This window comes from Rothia sp. HMSC058E10 (assembly GCF_001809415.1).
In the GTDB taxonomy this organism is placed as follows: Bacteria; Actinomycetota; Actinomycetes; order Actinomycetales; family Micrococcaceae; genus Rothia; species Rothia dentocariosa.
The window spans coordinates 95,922-116,333 of sequence record NZ_KV797632.1; the positions used below are offsets into that span (position 1 = coordinate 95,922).

Here is a 20,412-nt window from a genome sequence, read left to right on the forward strand (position 1 = left end):
CAAAATTGCCTTAAACATTCGCTAGAATATGGGCTATGGATGACCCCTTCAGTTACCCCAATACAGACTGTCGAATATTACACTTTTATGACGCTCGTCGTTCTGATGACGTTGGGTGCGCGGTGAACGCATGAACTTTATACTTCTTGCTCTCGGCATCGCACTCATTCTAGGAACCGGTTTCTTCGTAGCTGTCGAATTCTCACTTGTGGCACTTGAGACCGCGACCGTGTATCAAGAACGGAAAAAAGGTGATACTCGCGCTAACGCCGTTCTTCAATGCTTACGTACTCTCTCAACACAGCTTTCAAGTTGCCAAATTGGCATTACGATTACGACTCTGCTCACGGGGTACACACTCGACGCTTCCATTAATGCGTTAACCGCTGGATTTATCTCTTCGTGGGGTCTTCCTAGGGCTGTAACTTCAACCCTGACCCTTGTGCTTGCTATGGGAATTGCCACCCTGTTATCAATGCTCCTCGGTGAACTGGTGCCTAAAGGTATTGCGATCGCTGAACCCTACCGGGTGGCGCGGCAAGTCGCGCCTGCGCAGCTTATATTTACGCGCATCATGAAACCTGTGGTCGTCGTGATGAACGGGTCTGCCAATAGGATTCTTCGTCTCTTCGGCATGGAGGCTCAGGAGGAACTTTCTGCTGCCCGCAGTCCCGAAGAGCTTTCGGCAATGGTGCGTCGCTCTGCGGAGCAGGGAACCTTGGATTCGGATACGGCTCGATTTGTGGATCGCACGCTTAGTTTTGCTGAACTTACCGCTTCCGAGGTGATGACTCCGCGAGGGCGGGTTACGATGCTCGAAGATACGGCGCCCGTAACAGAGGTTATAGAGCAGGCCCGTGCGACCGGGCATTCGCGTTTTCCGCTCTATCGTGGAGATCATGACAATATTGTGGGCGTTATCCATGTGAAGAAAGCTGTCGGGGTTCCAACCGATGTGCGTGAGACCCTGGAAGCCGGTGCATTGGCTGATGACGTGCTGCAGGTTCCTGAAACGCTGCACGTGGATGCGCTTCTTACTCAGCTGCGTGAAGGAGCATTACAACTTGCCGTCGTCCTCGACGAATACGGCGGAACATCGGGAATTGTGACTCTTGAAGACCTTGTTGAAGAGATTGTGGGCGAGGTATCCGATGAGCACGATCAAGGGCGAACGGAACGGCCTCTACGTTTTGGTAACGGCGACTGGGTGTTCTCAGGATTGCGTCGCCCGAATGAGGTTAACGAATTTATTCCCGGTGTCATCGCCGAGCATCCTTCCTACGAAACCGTGGGCGGTTTTATGATGGAGCAGCTGGGGCGCATACCTGAACAGGGTGACCAGGTACCGATCCCTGGCGGTATTCTGCGCGTAGACCATGTTGAGGGACGCCGGGTAGACCGCATCCGCTTTATCCCCGACAGCATCGGGGAAGGGCTCGTATCGCAGCCAGCGGTTTTGCAGAATCGGCAGGTGCGCTCATGAATGACTGGATAGCTATAGCACTCCTCGTTATTTTGCTTATCGGCAATGCATTTTTTGTCGCAGGTGAATTTGCCATCATGTCTACCCGCCGAGCCCAAATAGAGCCCCTGGCGGATGGGGGAAGTAAACGCGCAAAAGTGGTGCTCTACGCACTGGAACGCGTCTCTCTGATGTTGGCTACCTGCCAGTTGGGTATTACGATTTGTTCTCTGCTGATTCTGAACGTTTCCGAACCTGCTCTGCACCATCTGCTGGGGTCACCTTTAGAGTTACTTGGTCTTCCGCACACCACGGTCGATATTCTTGCCTTCGTCGTTACCCTTATCGTGGTGACGTATCTGCACGTTATTTTTGGTGAAATGGTGCCGAAAAATGCTGCAGTTACTCTAGCAGCGCGCGGTATTGCCCTGTGGATTGTTCCTACGTTGGTACGGGTTTCGCATGTTTTTGCTCCCATCGTGGCGTTTCTCAACGGTATGTCAAACATGCTTTTACGCTGGATGCGGGTGGATATTAAAGACGAGGTCGCCTCTACCTTTACACTAGGCGAGCTACAGTCTATCGTTGCCCAATCCACGGCAGAAGGCACCGTCGAGGACGATGCCGGCGTTATCGGCGGCGCTCTCGAATTTAGCGGGAAGCATGTTTCTGAGATTATGGTAAGTCGGGACAACGTGCATACACTGCCCTTCGGATGTACTCCGGCAGAGGTAGAACACGCCGTAGCGCGCACCGGATATTCTCGTTTTCCCGTCCACGATGAAGCCGGAATCTATATGGGGTACCTGCACCTCAAGGATGCCCTAGACGTAGCCCCTGAACGCACAGACCAGCCTTTTCCCTGGTACAAACTGCGGTCTTTGACCGTTCTAACACCGACGACCGAAATTGACGATGCGCTCGCCACCATGCAGCAGAATCGCTCGCATCTGGCGCAGGTCGTAGACACTTCGGGCACATTATTAGGCGTGGTCTTTATGGAAGATGTGATCGAAGAACTTGTGGGCGAAATTCATGATACGACACAGGACTCGAAGCGGCGTAAAGCCAGCACATCGCACTCTGAAGGGGTAAGCCAAGATGAACAATAAAGAGTTGTTTATACGGTATATGGCGTGATTTAGTGGTAATGCATCAGCAAACCCGGCGCGTCGTAATTGAAAATCGTTTTCACCTTGCGTAGCCTGGTAAAACTCGCTCGGAAAATATTCGCGCCGCAGTCGAAAGAAGAATTAACATGAAAAAACTCATGAGCACCATAACGGTATTGGCTGGAGTATCTCTCATGGTGAGTGGCTGCTCAACCGCTAACTCGGGTTCCAACGGGTCATCAGGCAACGACGGCGGGAAAGTAAAAGTTGTTGCAACCACTGACGTTTATGCCGATATTGTCAAGCAGGTGGGAGGGGACAACGTAGACGTTACCCCTATTATTGCGTCAACTAGCACTGACCCTCACTCCTATGAAGCAACCGCAGCAGACCGTGTTAAAACGAAGGACGCAGGTCTTGTTGTGGTCAATGGAGGCGGCTACGACCAGTTCCTTGAAGATATGGCAGGTAAAGACAATAGCTCACAGAAGGTTGTCAACGCCGTCAAGCTGAGCGGGAAACTAACTGACAGCGAATATGATCATCTCGCCGAAGACCACAAGGACGGTCACCATGATCATGAAGACGGTGAAGAACATAAACACGCCCACGAGTTTAACGAGCACCTTTGGTACGACTTCGACACCATGAAGAAAGTTGCCACCGAAGTAGCAGAAGACTTGGCACAGCTGGATTCCGCGCACGCGGACTCCTACCGCGAAAATGCTAAGAAACTCGGCACAGAACTTGATACTCTGGACTCCTCAGCGAAGAAGATCAACGGTAAAGGTAAGAAATATATTTCGACCGAGCCTGTGCCGGATTACCTGATTGCCTCCACGGGAGCCGAGAATGCAACCCCTGAGGAATTCGCGGAATCTATCGAAGCTGAGAAAGACGTTCCGGCACTTGTGCTCAAGGAAACCCAAGATTTGGTGACTGAGAAGCAGGTCTCCCTGGTGGCATACAACGAGCAAACCGAAACCTCACAGACCAAGGAAGTGCTTCAAACGGCTAAAGACGCGGGGGTTGCCCATGTTTCCTTTACCGAAACTCTCCCCGAAAACACCGATTACCTGTCGTGGATGAAGACTAACGTTTCAAATCTCGAAAAGGCACTTTCCTAAGTGAAAAATACGACACCATCAGGCACCCCCGCGATAGAAATACGCGGGGGTAGCCTCGCTTTTGGAACCCGTACCCTTTGGAATGACCTCAATCTTTCCATTGCCCAAGGAGAATATTTCGCGGTTCTTGGACCAAATGGTTCCGGAAAATCCACGTTCCTCAAAGTAACCCTCGGGCTCACCGTGATGAATACCGGCACAATCTCTGTTCTGGGCAAGCCGGCCCGCGCCGGAAACCCCGGCGTAGGCTACATTCCCCAGCAAAAAGCAATCGACCCATCAACCCCGATGCGTGCCCGCGACCTCGTTGGCTTGGGCATCGACGGGCACCGCTGGGGAATCCGGTTGGGCGGCAGAAAGTATCGTGCAAAAGTCAATGAACTCTTAGAGGCCGTCGGCGCTTTAGAATACGCCAATGTTCCGGTTGGTCTGCTTTCAGGGGGCGAACAGCAGCGACTGCGCATAGCCCAAGCTCTCGCGAATAACCCCCAAATGCTGCTTGCTGATGAAGCTCTTCTCTCTCTCGACCTGAACCATCAATACGCGGTTGCTGATCTGATTCATCGGTTTAACCGCGATCAGGGTGGCTCTGTTATCTTCGTAACTCACGAGATTAACCCCATCATTGAGCATGTTGATCGCGTCTTATATCTCGCCAACGGGCGATTTACCGTAGGAACTGTACCCGAGGTCATGAACAGCGAAACCCTGAGCGATCTTTATGGAACCCCCATCAACGTGCTGAAATCCAACGGGCGCTACGTTGTGGTAGGGGAGACCCATGCCAGCGACCATTGCCATGTGGTAGGTGGGGAGCAGAACCTTCATGGTGCGCATCAGGACCTTCGAGAAATTGCAGTCGAGACGGATCATGATGCATCCTCGGGTAAACCGATCAAAACCGCGAGCGCGGCGGGTGCCCTAGAAGATTCTTCTAATACTACGAAATATCACGCCGAGCACAAGGGCGGAGGGACACCCCAATGATTCTTTCCACAGTAATCTCTCCGGTGCTTGCGGCAAGCCAGCAACAGAACGATTTACTCTCGCGGATTTTCGTTTTCGACCGATACAGCGAACTAGTTCAGCTGTTGCAGAACTCTATTCTTGCGGGTGCAGTCCTCGGTATTATCGGCGGTTTCGTCGGCATGTTTGTTATGATGCGCGATCATGCCTTCGCCGTGCACGGTGTATCTGAAATGTCGTTTGCGGGCGCCGCGCTGGCACTTCTTCTGGGGTACGATGTCATTACCGGGTCAATGATTGGGTCCATTATCTCCGCCTTGCTGATCGGCATGATGGGCGTGAAGAAAAGCGAATCAAACTCGGTCATTGGTGCCCTCATGCCCTTTGGTCTGGGTTTAGGCATTCTCTTTCTCTCGCTCTACCAGGGCAGGAGCGCCAATAAATTCTCGCTTTTAACCGGTCAGATTGTTTCGGTCGATGGTGATCAGCTGAACGCCATGATCGCTGGAGCCATTGTAATTATCGCAATTCTGACTCTGGTCTGGCGGCCACTGAGCTTCGCTTCACTCGATCCCGAAGTGGCCCAGGCAAAAGGCGTTCCTATGCGTACCCTATCCCTGGTCTTTATGGTGGTTCTGGGTATCGCTGTAGCGCTTTCGGTTCAGGTCGTTGGCTCCCTGTTGGTGCTGGCCCTCTTGATTACTCCGTCTGCCGCAGCGCTTCAGGTGACCGCATCCCCGCTTAAAGCGCTTATTCTCTCGGTGATTTTTGCGGAAATGGCTATTGTGGGCGGTATTTTGCTTGCGCTTGCCGGCTCGCTACCGATCAGCCCTTATGTCACCAGTGTATCCTTCGTAATTTATCTTATCTGCCGCATTATTGGCGGAGTTAGGAGGCGGCACAGTGCATCAGGTCGCATCGCCCGTCAGACACAAGGGGATGCACATCATCACCCTGCGAGCGTCTAGTAGCGGCTCTTTCTAGAGAATCTTAAAGTTCTGTTGCCCACAACTCTTGGTTGAGTTGTGGGCAACAGACTTTAAAAGTAGCGCATACTCTGCGGGATGAACCAGGATTCAGGTCTTATTTACTGGCGCCCCGTCAACCGATTTTCTTCATCACGGAGTTCCAGAGTGCATTCAGGGCAGTAGCCAGTGACTTCAACTACATGCTCCAATTCCGAGAACCCGTATTTTTTCCCCATATCAAGGGCCCAATCCTCAATAGCGGGTGCCTCAAGCTCCACGGCCTTACCGCAACGGCGGCACAGAAGATGATGATGGTGCGTATCGCCTTGACAATGGCGGTAAAGCGACTCGCCTTCGACACCCTTCACGACATCCAGTTCTCCCGAATTAGCGAGAGACTGGAGCACACGGTAGGTCGTCGCCAAAGACACCTGTTCTTTACGGTTAGCTAGGGTGAGGTGCAAATCCTGCGCCGAAATAAAATCGCCCAGTTCGGCCATCGTGGCCTTGATAATGCGGCGCTGCTTGGTGTTGCGCGCCTCTGCCTGTTTCACGATCTTGCGGACGGGAATATGAGTATCCAAAACATAACCTTCCGGGTGGGGCACACCCAAGTAGTATGCGGGTTTGTGAGCCTTTTCTAATGACTCTACACTAAAATTTTGCATATCAAGTGCGAGTTATTAATTCTCTCACGTGGTGAAAATTCTAGATTACCCTGTAGTTAGCTATGGTACAGCACTAGAGCAGGCTCGAATCTGGCGAGTAGACTGGAACCATGGAACTGACAAAATATACCCATTCAAGTGTGCGGATAGAGCACGACGGTCATGTACTAGTGTTTGACCCCGGAAATTTCGCGCCTGAGGGCGAACATGCTCAGCTGCTTGATGGTGCGGACTACCTCTTGATCACACACGAGCACCCCGATCATTTTGATGCCGATCGTGTGCTGCCTTTGATCGCCGAAAAGCAACAGTTGCGTATTTGGGCGCCGCAAGCTGTCGCAGAGAAAATTCTTGATACTGCACCAAACGCCCACGTCACTGTTGTATCGGCAGATAGCGAATTTTCGGTGCCCGGTTTTGATGTACAGACCTTTGGCGGTCAGCACGCGCTGATTCACCCTTTGATCCCTACGATCGCCAATATTGGATACCTCATTAACGGTATTGTGTACCACCCCGGTGATTCCCTCGTGGTGCCACATGGCGTGAAAGCTCCTCATGTGTTGGTGCCGGTGCACGCGCCCTGGAGCAAGGTTCAAGAAGTTATCGATTTTGTGATCGCGGTGGGAGCACGGCATGCGTACCCCATTCACAATGGCATGATTAATGAGAATGGTACGGGAATTATCGAGGGCTTGATTACTACCTTTAGCAACAAGTACGGTACCGAATATTCGCATCTAAACCCCGGTGACACGGTCAAGCTCTAGATTTTGGAGGATAGAGTGAGCAGTATTTTTACCAAGATTATTGACGGCGAGATTCCGGGTCGTTTTGTCTGGAAAGATGAGAAATGCGTGGCGTTTATGGATATTCAGCCAGCATCGCACGGGCATCTGCTTGTGGTCCCGCATGAAGAAATTGACCGTTGGCCCGAGCTGCCGGTGGAGCTTGCAGCACATCTTTTCGCAGTAGCGCATAAGATTTCCGGCGCTCTAGATCGAGCTTTCGATAAAGACCGGGTAGCGCTTATGATTGCCGGGTTCGATGTGCCACACACGCATATTCATCTGTTCCCAGCGGATAGTATGGCGGAATATGACCCGGCGAATGCGCTCGCTAACGTGACTGCCGAGGAACTGGATGCTGACGCGGAGGCGGTGCGTACAGCCTTGCGTGACCTCGGACACGGTGAATTTGTGCCGGAGGCTTAGGAGAGCCTGATCCTCTTAATATTCCGTTTCACCACAGACATGAAAAAGTGCCTTTATTCAGATAAAGGCGCTTTTTCATGTCTGTGGTGAGCATGATGTACAGCTTGCCCCTCAGCGGTACGCTTTGAAACGGTGCAGCGCTTGCTCTGTTTCTGCTGAGAAGCAGGCAAAAGCCTCCGCATACTCGCAAGAAAAGTATTCGGGGGCTCGCCCTCGCCGTAGGTAGGTTTAGTGTTTTTCCGCCTTTGAGATCTGATCTGCCAAATCTTCGGGGGAGAGGTTGGCGGAAGAGAACTCGGGGGTCAGCGGCAGATGCAGCTGTAAACCGGTACCGGGGCAGATTTCTACGTTTGCTGACTTTAATTTGAAATCGACCACGTGTCCGCCATGAGTACGGTCATCGTCAATAAAGTGGGCGTGGCACCCCGGAACGGAAATGCCCTGCTCATAGATGGGGGTACGGAAACCCACAATCGTGCCCGTCAGATTATCGAACTGAACGATATCCTCATTCTCGGTTGCATCCACCATTTTCGGGTAGGGCTTTTCCTGCTTAACCACGGTACGAGTACGAACCCACTCAAACTCGCCATAAATCTTGATAGCGTACATGTAGTTCTTTGACACCGTAAAATTATCGAGAACCTGTGAGGTGGAGGTGCGCAGCATGTTTTGCGGAAGCTCACGACGGATCATGGGTACGAAGTTTGTGACCACTGCATATGGGGTTCGATCAGTAAGCTGGGGGATAGAAACCGAGCCGTCATGGCGCACCTGGTAACAATCGCCGTCGAGCACCACCATCTCCCCATCAAGACCGTTAAAAGTTCCTACCCCAAAGTTACCGTGGCTCAACAGCTCACCAATTGTCATTTCGCCATCGTACACACCGTCGAGCAACTGAGACATAAGACCGGTCTGGAAGACCTCGTTGCGGAATACGGTTTCGCCATTGAGCTGAGTCGGCTGATATGCCATCGTTTTACCTTCCATCGCGTATATTTGACTACACCATCATTCTACGCCGCATATTCCAAATGCCGTGTTTGTATATAAAATATGCCCATGCTAGAGATCGAGTACCATTTCAATGTGCTTGATTCCAGCTTCCTGATAGGGTTCACCGCGAGCCACAAAACCGGCCGCCCCATAGTAGGTATCTCTTAAATATGCTTGCGCGCTAATCACAATCTGCCGTGCAGATGTGTTCGTGCGAATCCAGTCAATGGCCGCGTGTAAAAGTTTGCGTCCTAGCCCATTTCCGCGTACTTCTTGACGTACCGCAACACGGCCCAGCGTCCATGCATCTGCGATGGTGCGGTGATTACCGTCATTGACATGTTCCAGATCAAACATGCGCAGATACGCGAGTACACGACCAGAATCATCAGCGGAAAAGAAATGGACGCATTCAAAATCGGTTTCATCAGCCTCGGGCTCAGTAATCTTCTGCCCCGCAGTAAAAACCAGGGTGCGTGTTATATGAATCTGCTGAAGTTCATGCAGTGTGAGCTCATCAAATAGTTTGGCCGTAAAACCGGGAGAGGAAGTCATGAATCCTGCTTTGTCTGACGAACGGTCTGTTGAGAGCGGGCGGGCATATGATGCGTTACACTACTAGAGGCACATATCCGGCACTGTAGTTTCCTAAAACTTGCCCGTCCCGCATCATCCGTGGATGCGCTAGTGCTCAATCGCCGGATTAGCGCTGTAGATCGAGCACCATCTCGACATGCTCGATTCCAGACTCCATGTAGTGCTCACCGCGCTCAACAAACCCCTCAGGACTGTAGTAGGTATCTTTCAGATATGCTTGAGCGGCGATCACGATTTCTTTTGCGTCCGTGTTATTCCGGATCCATTCCAAGGCTGCGTGTAAAAGCTTGCGTCCCAGGCCGGTACCGCGTGCATCTGGGTGAACTGCCACACGACCGAATGTCCACGCGCCCGGAATGTAGCGGTGGCGTGCATCCTGAACCTTCTCAAGATCGAATAGACGCAGATACGCGAGCACTTTTCCCGAATCGTCCTCATTCACCATATGGATGCATTCGAAATCAGCGTCATCAGGCTCCTGATCAGTTGATTGCTGACCCACTGTGAACACCAGCGAACGAATAATATGAATCTGCTGCAACTCGTGAGCGGTCAGCTCGTCAAAATGCTTGGCGATGAATTTGGACACGGGCTCTCCTGCGTTGGTCATATCGGTGAAAAGACAGTTCTCATTATTCTAACGTGATGTGTGCGAATCACACGAAATCTAGAGAATATGCGGTGAGAATGTGCGGCGTGTACAGCTAAAGCGTACCAATAAGAACGCCGCCAATAACTACGAGGGCGAGTCCTCCTAACACATACAGTAGCTCCAGCCTCGTTTTCTTCTCGCCCAGCAGTAAGATACTGCCCAGAGTGGAGATGATAACGTTCATCTGCGAGAGTGTAAACCCGCTGGCAACACCGTTGCGATGCGGCTCAATAGACACTAGGTAGGCTAACGCAGCACCCGAGAAAATCACGCCACAGATAATGTTCTGTAAAGACTTCTTATCCCAAGGGCGGGTACCGTCACGGGTCAGCATAGACATCGTGATAGCCGCTACCACCATACCCACTGATTGGGGCAGGAATTTATACCACCCGTCTACACTCACATAGTTGGGAAAGAACGAATATCCGACATATCCGATGGTAGAAATTAAGAGTGTGATAATACCGGCTCGCATATTCCCACCCGACTGTGGGTCAGGATTCTCTTGCTTCGTGGTCATCCAGATACCGATGATAATGAGCGTCAGAGCCACAGCACCGATAATCTTAGCCTGAACGGTACCCCAGTCACCGAACGCCACCACGCCCATCAGCGAAGTACCTACCAGCTGCATGCCAGTCGATAAAGGCATGGTTTGAGAAACACCGATCTGGGTAAATGCGCGATATTGGTTCATTTGCCCGAACGCCCAGCTTGCCCCTGAGAGGAAGCACAGAAAAAATGCCCAAGCGTCAAGGCGAATCGGGAAGAAAAGCAGGGAAGTGCCAATACCCATGAGGAGCACGCCCATCGTGGTACCCATAATTTGCTGAGTCGGTTTACCACCGATTTTAGATACGCACAGAGGCAGAATGCCCCAGAATAGCGCGGGTATAAGACCGATAAGGATATCCATGGAAATATTTCCTTAGGCACTATGAGAACACAGAATATACAGCTGTTCCGTGGAAAGAATAGTAAATTACCATTTTAGAAACGTCTATAACGCTGTAAGCTCACTCTAGCTTATCTTGTTTTATAAAATTTCGAGCCCTGTAGGTAAACATCCTGTTTGAGATCTTAAAACAGAAGATGCCCTCCTTACATAAGGGCATCTTTAGGATAGTTCGGTCGAGCTTTAAGACCATAGGGAGGCGACAGTCTTCGTAAAGTGCGTACCATCGGGGTGTATCTGCGATACAAGCTGGAGATTCCAGGTTCCATCGCTCCCATTAATATTTGCGGTTGTGCGCGTGCGTGCTACGAGCTGAGCGCCATTGTCACTTCGTTCCACGTGAGCAGATACTACCTCAATATTGCTGTAGGACATAGTTTTGTCGGCAACCGACTGTACCCACTCATCGCGAGTCTGGATCTGGCCTGTGATGTGGGTGAGTGTAGCATCCTCAGTGAGAGTGGAACGGAGAGTTTCGGCGTCAGCATCCATCATCGCCATAAACATACGCTCTTGTGTGCGAATAGGCTGTTCATCGGAACCTGTATAGGGCTCGCCTGGTGCAGAGGGTAATAGCTGGTCATTCTTATATAGTGCTTCATCGGACGACAGCGAGCTGGAAGCGCAACCTACGAAAGTTGCAACTGCTGTAAGACCAGCTGATAGACATACAGTACGGCGTGATAGTACATGCGACACGTCAAACTCCTTTAGAACGTGGAGGCAGTAATCCCCTAAGAACTTACTTGCGGCTTCATCATACGTGAAGGTTAAGCCTTAATTCCAGATTTTGTAAGTATTCCACATTATGGCCACTGAGGGAATCAAGTACCTTGTGGAGCTGTTCTTTCTGAGTGGGGAAACTTGCGAATAGGTCTATCTTCTCAGTGTTTACTAGTTAAGGAAGGCTACTATGCTAGGCAATGCCGCAGTGTATTGTCAATATGAAAGCACAACCGGAATATACAAATTCTGGAAAGGTTAGTATGTGTATGCTCGCCATGAGCATAATCTATGATGAAGCAAAGGCAGACAAAAAACTATAAGAATATCTCAAAATTATTATAAAGCTAATAAATATGCTTGTCAGAGGTTGGAGTCTTAGAATCCTTAGGAATTATCATCGTGAGTTCTGATATACGACTATATTGAAAATTAGAATCGGCTATGTCAGTAAAAGGGATAAATTTTTGCCCTTTTATTTTCAGAGTCAAAGGTACAGAACTATTCCTATAATGCCGATATTAACTAGAATGCTCCGTGCCCTCATATATGAGGACACGGAGCATTCTAACCTCTATAACTAACGGTTAGACACCGTAGTACAGCTGGTATTCCAGCGGGTGAGGAATCAGCGAGAGCGGTTCAAGCTCGTTCGTGCGCTTGTAGTCAATCCACGCATGAATCAGATCCTCGGTGAATACGCCGCCTTCGAGCAGGAAGTCGTGGTCTGCCTCAAGCGCGGCCAGCGCCTCCTCAAGGTTAGCGGGAGCCTTCTTGATATCCTTGGCCTCTTCGACGGGCAGCTCGTACAGGTCCTTATCGATCGGTGCGGGCGGCTCAATACGGTTGCGAATACCATCCAAACCGGCCATAAGCTGAGCCGAGAACGCGAAATAGGGGTTACATGAGGGGTCAGGGGCACGGAACTCCAGGCGCTTAGCTTTCGGGTTGGCGCCAGTAATCGGAATGCGAATACCGGCAGAGCGGTTACCCTGCGAGTACACCATATTCACGGGGGCCTCGTAGCCAGGCACAAGGCGCTTGTAAGAGTTAACGGTCGGGTTGGTAAACGCCAACACAGCGGAGGAATGCTCAATCAGACCGCCGATGTACCAGCGAGCGATATCGGAGAGGTTTGCGTACCCACGCTCATCGTAAAAGAGTGGCTCGCCGTCTAACCACAGTGACTGGTGGCAATGCATCCCCGAACCGTTATCGCCGAAGACAGGTTTCGGCATGAAAGTCACAGACTTGCCCCACTCATCGGCGGTGTTCTTGATAACGTACTTAAACTTCAGCAGGTCGTCGGCGGCATTGGTGAGGGTGGAGAACTTGTAGTTGATCTCTGCCTGTCCAGGGGAACCGACCTCGTGATGGCTGCGCTCAACTTCGAGCCCAACCTGATCCATCGCTACGCACATAGCATCACGCAGATCGGCTTGCTTATCGACAGGGGAGACCGGGAAATAACCGCCCTTGATAGGGGTCTTATTACCAAGATTGCCGCCTTCTTCCTTGCGGCCGGTGTTCCAATATGCTTCATCGGAATCGATTTTATAGAACACAGAATTGGGCTCTACCTGGTAACGGACATCCTCAAAGACGAAAAACTCGGCTTCAGAAGCAAAGAACGCGGTATCGGCAACACCTGTGGACTGCAAGTACGCTTCGGCGCGTTCGGCTACGCCGCGAGGGTCACGATGGTAAGGCTCACCAGTGCGGGGATTCACAATAGAGCAGATAATAACAAGGGTTTTTTCAAGACGGAAAGGATCAACATACGCCGACTTAACATCGGGAATAAGCTGCATATCAGACTCGGCAATGCCCTGGAAACCACGAATAGACGAGCCATCAAAAAGCTGACCGTTGACGAAGAAATCCTCGTCGATCGCCTTTGCCGGAAGGTTGAAGTGCTGCTGCACCCCGGGCATATCGGTGAATCGAATGTCGACGAAGACAATATCGTCGCTCTTAATAAAATCGAGAACTTCTTGGGGACTGGTAAACATACGGACTGCTCCTCGTGGTGTTTTGTCCTTGGTGTCTGGTGTGGCGCCCAGTTTATGAGTTGTGCACCACTATCTAGCATAGGGGGTATTTTTTGCTCTGTCGTGTCTATTATGTTTCGGTAGTGTTACAAAGTTGCAGATGTGGTAGGGTGGCGTACGTTTAGGAAAAAGATACAGGATAATAGAAACCATGATTGAACGTGACGATCTTGGGTCGTGGCTCAATGGCGCGCCCAGCGACCAAAAATACCCCGGAGAGATCATGGGGCGACCAGAGACAGGACCTGGCGCTATAGCCCGTCCGATGCGTCGCCTCCTAGGTTTCATCATAGATTGGTATCTATGCTTGGGTCTTGCGTTTCTGCTAGTCGGAGGCCAAAATGTACAAATACATGGTCTAACGACACTAGGAATTTTTCTGCTGTACCTGATCGTACTCGTGGGATTTATGGGGCACACTCTGGGGCATTTTCTGGTTGGAGTCCAAGTGCAAACTCTAGATGGCAGGCCCGCTGGTTGGAAGCGAGCCCTTATCCGAGCTGTGCTGACCATGCTGGTGTTGCCCACCGTAATTTTGGATGCGAATTCACGCGGTCTTCATGATCGCGCGGCAGGAACTATACTTGTGCGCATCCGCTAGATGCGAACTGTATTGCCGGAGAGCTTATATTGTTTTCCGGGTATTAGACAGAAAAGCTGAGCCCCGACCTCACCATGATGTCGGGGCTCAACCATAGGATGTACCGTTTCTTAACGCCCACGCATTGCGCGACGATCGGGGCGCACACGGTTCGGGTCTATACCCTTTGGAATGCTGTTCATGGGGTTACGCACATGGTTGAGGGTACTAAGACGATTAGAAACTCCCTGAACTTCTTGCTGAGTCAGGGCTTTAGGCAGCTTGTTCATAGTCTTGACGACATCTTTCAACTCAACCTGATTTTCGTCGTGACCGGTCTCAATCACGTGTACGGGAACACCGGGAACTACGCGGTTAAGATGTTTCTTCTCATTTTTCACAAGGTTCTGCACACGAGATGACGGGCCCTCGGTTACCAGCACAATCCCCGGCTTACCGAGACCACGAAAAACAAGATCCTGATTGCGGTTCGCAGCTACAGGCTGCTCTTCCACAATCCAGCCACGGCGCACGGAGTTCATGGCGGCACCCGCACGCCCAGGTTGTCCTTCGATCTGTGTGAACGCTGCTTTTTGTGCGCGACGACCCAGAATAATCATGGCGGCAAGAACGCCAACCGCAAGACCAAGAATAATAAAAGTGATGATGTTGTTGAGTAACGCGCCGATCAGGACGAAAACAAGTAGGGTAACGACCACTGCAAGAAGCAGAATCCACCCGATATTCGGGTCAGATTTTTTGGTCATCTGGTAGACCTGCTTCATCTGGGCAAACGTACCCGGAGACTTATCTTTCTTCTGCTTTTTCTTCTCTTCGCGCTTTTCTGCCACGGTGCTTCCTCTGGACAACGGGTAGGAAAATGCAGTATAAGACTGCAGTATTTATTCTATCTTAGATTGTTCTTGACCTGGATGCCCGTGCATTCTCCTAAGGAAAAACTCACCTAACAGCCAAACCCGGCAAATGTGTCTAAAGTTTGGCCCTCGTTGGGGTAAACAAAGTTCCCCGATTCGTAACCTTCAGGAGAGGACGAACCGGGGAATTTTCTAAATTTATGTCTCTGCGGACTGAACTATTCTACTATTCTAGAAACCCGCTGCGACGAGGGAAGAAGCCTCTTGCAAAGCCGCACCGCCATCTTCGATATGCGCAAGGTTTTCTGGAATCTCATAGCCGTTCTTCTTCATCGCGCGTGCCCACAGACGACCGGCACGATATGAGGACCGAACCATCGGACCAGCCATAACGCCAGCAAAACCGATGGATTCTGCCATAGCTGAGAACTCCAGGAATTCGGCGGGCTTCACCCAACGCTCAATGGGATGGAAAAGGGGACCGGGGCGCAGATACTGAGTCAGGGTGATAATATCGCATCCGGCGTCGTACAGATCGCAGAGCGCCTCGTAAATCTCATCGTTAGTTTCACCCATACCCAGAATCAGGTTGGACTTCGTGACCATGCCAGCCTCTTTACCCTGGGTGATCACATCGAGTGATCGCTCATAACGGAATGCCGGACGAATCTGCTTAAAGATACGCGGCACAGTCTCTAAGTTGTGCGCAAAAACCTCTGGACGTGCATCAATGACTTTCTGCACATGCTCTGGCTTACCCTTGAAATCAGGGATCAGCATCTCAACACCGGTATTGGGGCACATCTTGTGAATCTGACGTGTAGTCTCTGCGTAGAGCCAGGCACCGCCGTCTTCAAGATCGTCACGTGCCACACCGGTCACCGTGGCATAACGCAAACCCATAACCTTAACATTTTTAGCGACTTTGAAGGGCTCAGCGTAATCAACTGCAGCAGGTTTACCAGTCGCAATATTGCAGAAATCGCAGCGGCGAGTGCATTCGGAACCGCCAATAAGGTAGGTTGCCTCGCGGTCTTCCCAACACTCGTAGATATTAGGACAGCCAGCTTCCTCACACACTGTATGAAGCCCCTGGCCCCGGGCCAGTTCCTTCATTTCATTGTATTCAGGCCCCACAACGGCTTTGGTCTTAATCCAGTGAGGCTTCTTCTCGATGGGAACCTCAGCATTGCGAGCCTCGACGCGCAGCAGCTTGCGGCCTTCAAGCTTAATGCTCATGTGTGTTGCTCCTTCTAACTGGATGCGCCCTCGGTTTAAAACGGGCTGAAACCTATTTTACGCCCGCATCGTGCAGGCGAAAAACACTGTGGCGTGGATTATGGTTTATTTGTCTTTAAGTCTTGTTTACGCACACAAATCTCTATTCGGATTACCCGCCGAATATCGATAAGCGGCACTGACAAGGTGAAATACTTGAGCCTTGTGGCTACGCAGCCGTCTCGTGTGCCACCTTGTGCTCCTGCGGAACAAAGGGTTCAAAAGGCATCGCCAAACGATCCTGATATTTGATGAGCTCACGCTCAAGGGGCCCTAGAATATCTGCCGGGGTTACTGTACGACCGAGCTGCTCTGAGATTGTTGTGACACCAGCATCCGTAATACCGCAGGGAATGAACTGCATGAACGGCGCGGTCTCATTGCAGCAGTTAATGGCGAACCCGTGCATTGTGGTTTGCTTTGAAACGCGAATCCCAATAGCGGCGATTTTCTTATCCGGTGTAATACCATCGCCCAGAATCCATACGCCACTGCGCCCTTCCACTCGTTCGCCTTTGATGCCAAGCTGAGCGAGCACATTCATAATAATTTCTTCTAGGAGGCGCACATACGCTACCACGTCAAGAGGTTCAGGAAGTTTCAGAATGGGATACCCGGTCAGTTGGCCGGGACCATGCCACGTAAGTTTTCCGCCGCGGTCAATTTTCACGACTGGAGTTGAACGGTCTGTGGGGTACTCATGATCTTCAGTGCGCTTGCCAGCCGTAATCACGGGCTCATGTTCGAGCAGAAGAATAGTGTTTTGCCGAGCGCGTGCCGCTACCTCTGCATGAAGGCGAGATTGCATATCAAGGCTCTCAACATAATTCACATAGTCAGGGGCAAACCCCACACGTTCAAGTATTACGGACATAGCTTCTACTTTAGTACCGGAACGACCACGATAAAAATTAGGGCTTCCTGATTACACGTGCTCTGGGACGCAGCATCGCTCTAGGAAAACAACTCGTACTTTGTGTGACAGATTATGACGTCATAAACAAGGCAGAAGGCGAGCAGAAACGCGTTATACAGCATGAAAATCGCTAAAAACCTTGTTCCTGTGGATAACTTTCACGGTGCTTTTCTAAAATCCGGTACATCTAGAGTATGAACACCGATAGCATCACATACCTTGAAAATCTTCACGAAGAACCAAACCTGAGTATTTGGACAGTTAAGATACATGCAAATAGAGATTCATTGGTTAAGAATCGTATTCTTCCCAAACATTTAGCTCCGGGGCTTTACACCCTTGCGATAAGTCATGATTCTCAGCAAATACCGTCGCAACAGATCAAAACACTTTGCGGTTTACCACCCTTACCCGGTGTTGCCACTGTACTAGCCGTAACGCGGGACGAAAGGCAGTCGTCTGACACAGAGCCAGGAACTTATTATTGGTACGAACCGGTTGAGGCAGGATCACTCGAATCTCTCGTGCAGGCACGTGGAACTTTACCGCTCGCCGAGGTTGCGACCTTGGCACACCACATAGGATGGGGTCTCAAGAGCTTACACGCGGCGCATATCTATCCTGAGCATCTAGAGCCTCAGCACGTGATGGTAACCGTTGCTGGACTCCCCGAGTTTCTTTGTCTGCCCAGTTCTGTCAAAGCGAGTAAACGCCAGCCGGATGAACATGAACATGTCGGAGTTCATGATTTTGTGGCTCTTCTGTGGTATGCGCTCACCGGAGAGTCGCCTCGGCAGACTCATCAACGCATTCCGCTGCCGCTCCTTGCCGATGTGCCGCAGACATTGGGAACCGAGCTTGAGCGTCTGCTTGATGATCCTAAGGCTACTGTACAGGAGGTTCTTGACGCATTCAGCGCATTCCAAACGCAGCCTCTCAACGCTTATACCAGCGCGCCTGAGTCAGTACGGTCTAAACTCCCTGTTGCTTCGCGAGAACCGAATACCGTTAAAAGCGCTAAGACCCTGCCCAAGGTTAGACATCAGAACGCTCAAAAACTTATAGGGAAGAGTACTTTCAAAGTTGGGCATAGCCGTGGGCGTTCAAAGGTTCGTAATTTTACGACCCGCAAACTTATGATTCTGGGGGTTGGGAGTCTCATAATCTTAGGAGCTGGAGCAATAGCCGGGGCAATCTGGGTTCCGGAAGCTATGCATCATCATGAGTCTCACACTACTCAGTCTACCGTTGTGAGTACTCCGCAGGATGAGCAGGCTATTCTCACTCAGGTTATAGAGAAGCGCAATCAGTCGTTGAGCGCCCAGGGGGCGGCGACGCTGAAACTGCGCTCATTGACCCGTATTCTGCACAGAGACTCTGACTCTTTAGGAATAACCGCAGAAGTAGAGTCGCCCGGATACGCCCCAACGGATGCGGAGCAGAAAGAATCCGGTGTTCACCTTGTGGACGGTGTGCCGGTGCAGACAGTTATCTTTGAGCTGCATTGCGACGAAGGGGTATGGCGTATTGTCACGGCAACACCAGTCACGGATGAAACACCCAATGAGCCCGATGCGCAGCCTACGGTCGTCCATGAGCCGTGAATAAAAATAACCACCAGGGGAGAGCTGCATATAGATGAGGCAGCTGCGAGTTCAAGCGTGCAGCTCTTAAAAACATATCCCCGGTAGGTCTATAAAAACTACCGGGAACATGGGCAAGAGCATTGTGCCGAAGTGAAGAGCTGTTTAGTGCCAGATGGTGGCAACGGCAACATTAATGACGGCAAGACCGCCCACTGCATGCGCTAATCCTGTTGAAATCGGTTCTCCCGCCTTGTACTTGCGTTGACCGATGAATGCGGCAGCAGCAATGCTCAATGCAATAAGAATTTTGACCGCAATCTTAATGTGGTTAGGACTGCCGGTAACCTCAGCAATTCCTACCAGGAGTAAGCCCGTTACGAGCATCAGAAGCGATGCGTGAAACTGCCCGGGCAGAACTTTAGGTGTGCGAAAATGAGCAATCCAGAGCCCAATAATAATCGCGGCACCTATGATGTGCAAAAACACAAGAACGTTGTTGAGAAGAAACATAGCTAATATTCTGACACTCTGTCACTATAATGTCTACTTTAACAAACTCGGCATAACGACGAAGAATAAAAAATAAAAAAGGGGTGCGTTGGCTTATATGCCAACACACCCCTTGAAACACGATGCTACATCATGCCAGGACCCCTTTAGAGACCGAGCTCAGCCTCAAAGTTTGCCTCTTCCAGGCGAGTCTTGAGGGTGTACAGGAAGCGACCTGCATCCGCACCATCGACCACGCGGTGATCGTAGGTGAGGGACAGGTAGCACATGGAGCGGATAGCGATAACGTCGTTACCGTCAACATCCTTAACAACCATGGGGCGCTTCACGATGGAACCGGTACCGAGGATTGCAACGTTCGGCTGGTTGATGATCGGGGTGTCGAACAGTGCACCGAAGGAACCAATGTTGGTGATGGTGAAGGTCGAACCCGACAGCTCCTCGGGGGAGATGTCGCCGGTACGTGCGCGGCCACCCAGGTCGCCAATAGCCTTTGCCAGGCCAGCAATGCCCAGGTCAGAAGCGTTCTTGATGACGGGAACCAGCAGACCCTTGGGGGTGTCCACAGCAATAGCGATGTTCTCGGAGCCGTGGTAAGTGATCTGCTTGTAGTCCTCGGTCATGGAAGCGTTCAGAGCGGGGTGCTGCTGCAGAGCCTCAGCGGTTGCCTGGACGAAGAAGGGCAGGAAGGTCAGCTTAGCGCCCTCACGAGCAGCGAAGCCGTCCTTAGCCTTTGCACGCAGCTGAACGATGCGGGTCACGTCAACCTCGGTGACCTGGGTCAGCTGGGTGGAGATGTCCAGGGACTCACGCATGCGCTTTGCAATAACCTGGCGGATACGTGCGGTCTTCTCGACGGTGCCACGCTTGGGGGAAACCTCGAAGGTGTGCGGTGCCTTTGCGGAACCAGCAGCCGGAGCAGCAGCGGGTGCAGCAGCGGCGGGAGCAGCGGAACCCTTAGCAGCGATAGCAGCCTGAACATCCTGCTTGCGGATGCGGCCACCAACACCGGTGCCCTTGACGGTGGACAGGTCGATGCCGTTGTCCTTAGCGAGCTTACGGACCAGCGGGGTCACGTATGCTTCGCCCTCAGCAGCTGCCGGAGCGGCAGGAGCAGCGGGAGCAGCAGGAGCTGCAGGTGCAGCCGGAGCCTCAGCAACCGGAGCGGGA

Annotated in this window: 20 protein-coding genes and 1 pseudogene; 9 read left to right on the forward strand and 12 right to left on the reverse strand. The window is 51.4% G+C overall.

Annotation, left to right across the window (positions count from 1 at the left end; translation table 11 throughout):
* The first annotated feature begins 130 nt into the window (after positions 1–130).
* The 5 genes from HMPREF2609_RS06730 to HMPREF2609_RS06750 all read left to right on the forward strand — a co-directional run bounded on the left by HMPREF2609_RS06730 (position 131) and on the right by HMPREF2609_RS06750 (position 5,635).
* Positions 131–1,483 (forward strand): hemolysin family protein, encoded by a 1,353-nt coding sequence (locus HMPREF2609_RS06730; protein WP_070535958.1) that lies wholly within the window; start codon positions 131–133, stop codon positions 1,481–1,483.
* Positions 1,480–2,574, forward strand: a complete 1,095-nt coding sequence (locus HMPREF2609_RS06735) for a hemolysin family protein (protein WP_070535961.1) — start codon at positions 1,480–1,482, stop codon at positions 2,572–2,574. Before HMPREF2609_RS06730 ends, HMPREF2609_RS06735 begins: the two co-directional genes overlap by 4 nt.
* A 158-nt stretch (positions 2,575–2,732) precedes the next feature.
* Positions 2,733–3,701, forward strand: coding sequence for a metal ABC transporter solute-binding protein, Zn/Mn family (locus HMPREF2609_RS06740; RefSeq protein WP_238789001.1), 969 nt, complete (start codon positions 2,733–2,735; stop codon positions 3,699–3,701).
* The gene (locus HMPREF2609_RS06745; protein WP_070535964.1) at positions 3,702–4,688 is read left to right on the forward strand and encodes a metal ABC transporter ATP-binding protein; all 987 of its coding nucleotides are present in this window, start codon (positions 3,702–3,704) and stop codon (positions 4,686–4,688) included.
* Complete coding sequence (locus tag HMPREF2609_RS06750; protein ID WP_070535966.1) at positions 4,685–5,635, forward strand: metal ABC transporter permease; 951 nt, start codon at positions 4,685–4,687, stop codon at positions 5,633–5,635. The genes HMPREF2609_RS06745 and HMPREF2609_RS06750 overlap by 4 nt, the downstream gene beginning before the upstream one ends.
* A 119-nt stretch (positions 5,636–5,754) precedes the next feature.
* Here the strand turns inward: HMPREF2609_RS06750 and HMPREF2609_RS06755 are convergent, their stop codons facing one another.
* Complete coding sequence (locus HMPREF2609_RS06755; protein ID WP_037231042.1) at positions 5,755–6,219, reverse strand: Fur family transcriptional regulator; 465 nt, start codon at positions 6,217–6,219, stop codon at positions 5,755–5,757.
* A 194-nt stretch (positions 6,220–6,413) separates the two neighbouring features.
* On the opposite strand from HMPREF2609_RS06755, the gene HMPREF2609_RS06760 reads away from it, so the two are divergent.
* Together HMPREF2609_RS06760 and HMPREF2609_RS06765 are read left to right on the forward strand one after the other, a co-directional pair.
* Positions 6,414–7,073 carry an MBL fold metallo-hydrolase gene (locus HMPREF2609_RS06760; protein ID WP_070535969.1) on the forward strand — a complete coding sequence of 220 codons (660 nt, stop codon included), beginning with the start codon at positions 6,414–6,416 and terminating at the stop codon, positions 7,071–7,073.
* 15 nt (positions 7,074–7,088) lie between these two features.
* Positions 7,089–7,517, forward strand: coding sequence for an HIT family protein (locus HMPREF2609_RS06765; RefSeq protein ID WP_041321510.1), 429 nt, complete (start codon positions 7,089–7,091; stop codon positions 7,515–7,517).
* Positions 7,518–7,745: 228 nt separating this feature from the next.
* Here HMPREF2609_RS06765 and budA read toward each other — a convergent pair whose 3' ends face one another.
* From budA to glnA, 6 genes are all read right to left on the reverse strand, one after another.
* Positions 7,746–8,495: an acetolactate decarboxylase gene (gene budA, locus HMPREF2609_RS06770; protein WP_004004988.1), complete on the reverse strand. Its 750-nt coding sequence runs from the start codon at positions 8,493–8,495 to the stop codon at positions 7,746–7,748.
* 90 nt (positions 8,496–8,585) lie between these two features.
* Positions 8,586–9,071 carry a GNAT family N-acetyltransferase gene (locus HMPREF2609_RS06775; RefSeq protein ID WP_004004987.1) on the reverse strand — a complete coding sequence of 162 codons (486 nt, stop codon included), beginning with the start codon at positions 9,069–9,071 and terminating at the stop codon, positions 8,586–8,588.
* Positions 9,072–9,219: 148 nt separating this feature from the next.
* A complete protein-coding gene (locus HMPREF2609_RS06780) occupies positions 9,220–9,702 on the reverse strand; it encodes a GNAT family N-acetyltransferase (protein ID WP_238382282.1) in 483 nt (160 codons plus the stop codon).
* Between the two features lie 115 nt (positions 9,703–9,817).
* Positions 9,818–10,684 carry a GRP family sugar transporter gene (locus HMPREF2609_RS06785; RefSeq protein WP_070535970.1) on the reverse strand — a complete coding sequence of 289 codons (867 nt, stop codon included), beginning with the start codon at positions 10,682–10,684 and terminating at the stop codon, positions 9,818–9,820.
* 222 nt (positions 10,685–10,906) lie between these two features.
* A complete protein-coding gene (locus HMPREF2609_RS06790) occupies positions 10,907–11,422 on the reverse strand; it encodes a nuclear transport factor 2 family protein (RefSeq protein WP_070535973.1) in 516 nt (171 codons plus the stop codon).
* 611 nt (positions 11,423–12,033) lie between these two features.
* Positions 12,034–13,458: a type I glutamate--ammonia ligase gene (gene glnA, locus HMPREF2609_RS06795; RefSeq protein ID WP_070535975.1), complete on the reverse strand. Its 1,425-nt coding sequence runs from the start codon at positions 13,456–13,458 to the stop codon at positions 12,034–12,036.
* Between the two features lie 190 nt (positions 13,459–13,648).
* Here glnA and HMPREF2609_RS06800 point away from each other — a divergent pair, with 190 nt between their 5' ends.
* Complete coding sequence (locus tag HMPREF2609_RS06800; RefSeq protein WP_070448558.1) at positions 13,649–14,098, forward strand: RDD family protein; 450 nt, start codon at positions 13,649–13,651, stop codon at positions 14,096–14,098.
* A 110-nt stretch (positions 14,099–14,208) separates the two neighbouring features.
* Here the strand turns inward: HMPREF2609_RS06800 and HMPREF2609_RS06805 are convergent, their stop codons facing one another.
* The 3 genes and pseudogenes from HMPREF2609_RS06805 to lipB form a co-directional block, all read right to left on the reverse strand.
* Positions 14,209–14,928 (reverse strand): DUF4191 domain-containing protein, encoded by a 720-nt coding sequence (locus tag HMPREF2609_RS06805; RefSeq protein ID WP_048753778.1) that lies wholly within the window; start codon positions 14,926–14,928, stop codon positions 14,209–14,211.
* Between the two features lie 255 nt (positions 14,929–15,183).
* Positions 15,184–16,191 carry a lipoyl synthase gene (lipA, locus tag HMPREF2609_RS06810; protein ID WP_070448557.1) on the reverse strand — a complete coding sequence of 336 codons (1,008 nt, stop codon included), beginning with the start codon at positions 16,189–16,191 and terminating at the stop codon, positions 15,184–15,186.
* Between the two features lie 208 nt (positions 16,192–16,399).
* A pseudogene (lipB, locus tag HMPREF2609_RS06815) lies at positions 16,400–17,107 on the reverse strand (lipoyl(octanoyl) transferase LipB); the annotation flags it as partial.
* Positions 17,108–17,670: 563 nt separating this feature from the next.
* On the opposite strand from lipB, the gene HMPREF2609_RS06820 reads away from it, so the two are divergent.
* Positions 17,671–18,750 (forward strand): hypothetical protein, encoded by a 1,080-nt coding sequence (locus tag HMPREF2609_RS06820; RefSeq protein ID WP_239661915.1) that lies wholly within the window; start codon positions 17,671–17,673, stop codon positions 18,748–18,750.
* 144 nt (positions 18,751–18,894) lie between these two features.
* Here the strand turns inward: HMPREF2609_RS06820 and HMPREF2609_RS06825 are convergent, their stop codons facing one another.
* Positions 18,895–19,242: a hypothetical protein gene (locus tag HMPREF2609_RS06825; RefSeq protein WP_048753784.1), complete on the reverse strand. Its 348-nt coding sequence runs from the start codon at positions 19,240–19,242 to the stop codon at positions 18,895–18,897.
* A 146-nt stretch (positions 19,243–19,388) separates the two neighbouring features.
* The coding region (gene sucB, locus HMPREF2609_RS06830) for a 2-oxoglutarate dehydrogenase, E2 component, dihydrolipoamide succinyltransferase (RefSeq protein WP_070535980.1) at positions 19,389–20,412 on the reverse strand (1,024 nt) is incomplete at its 5' end.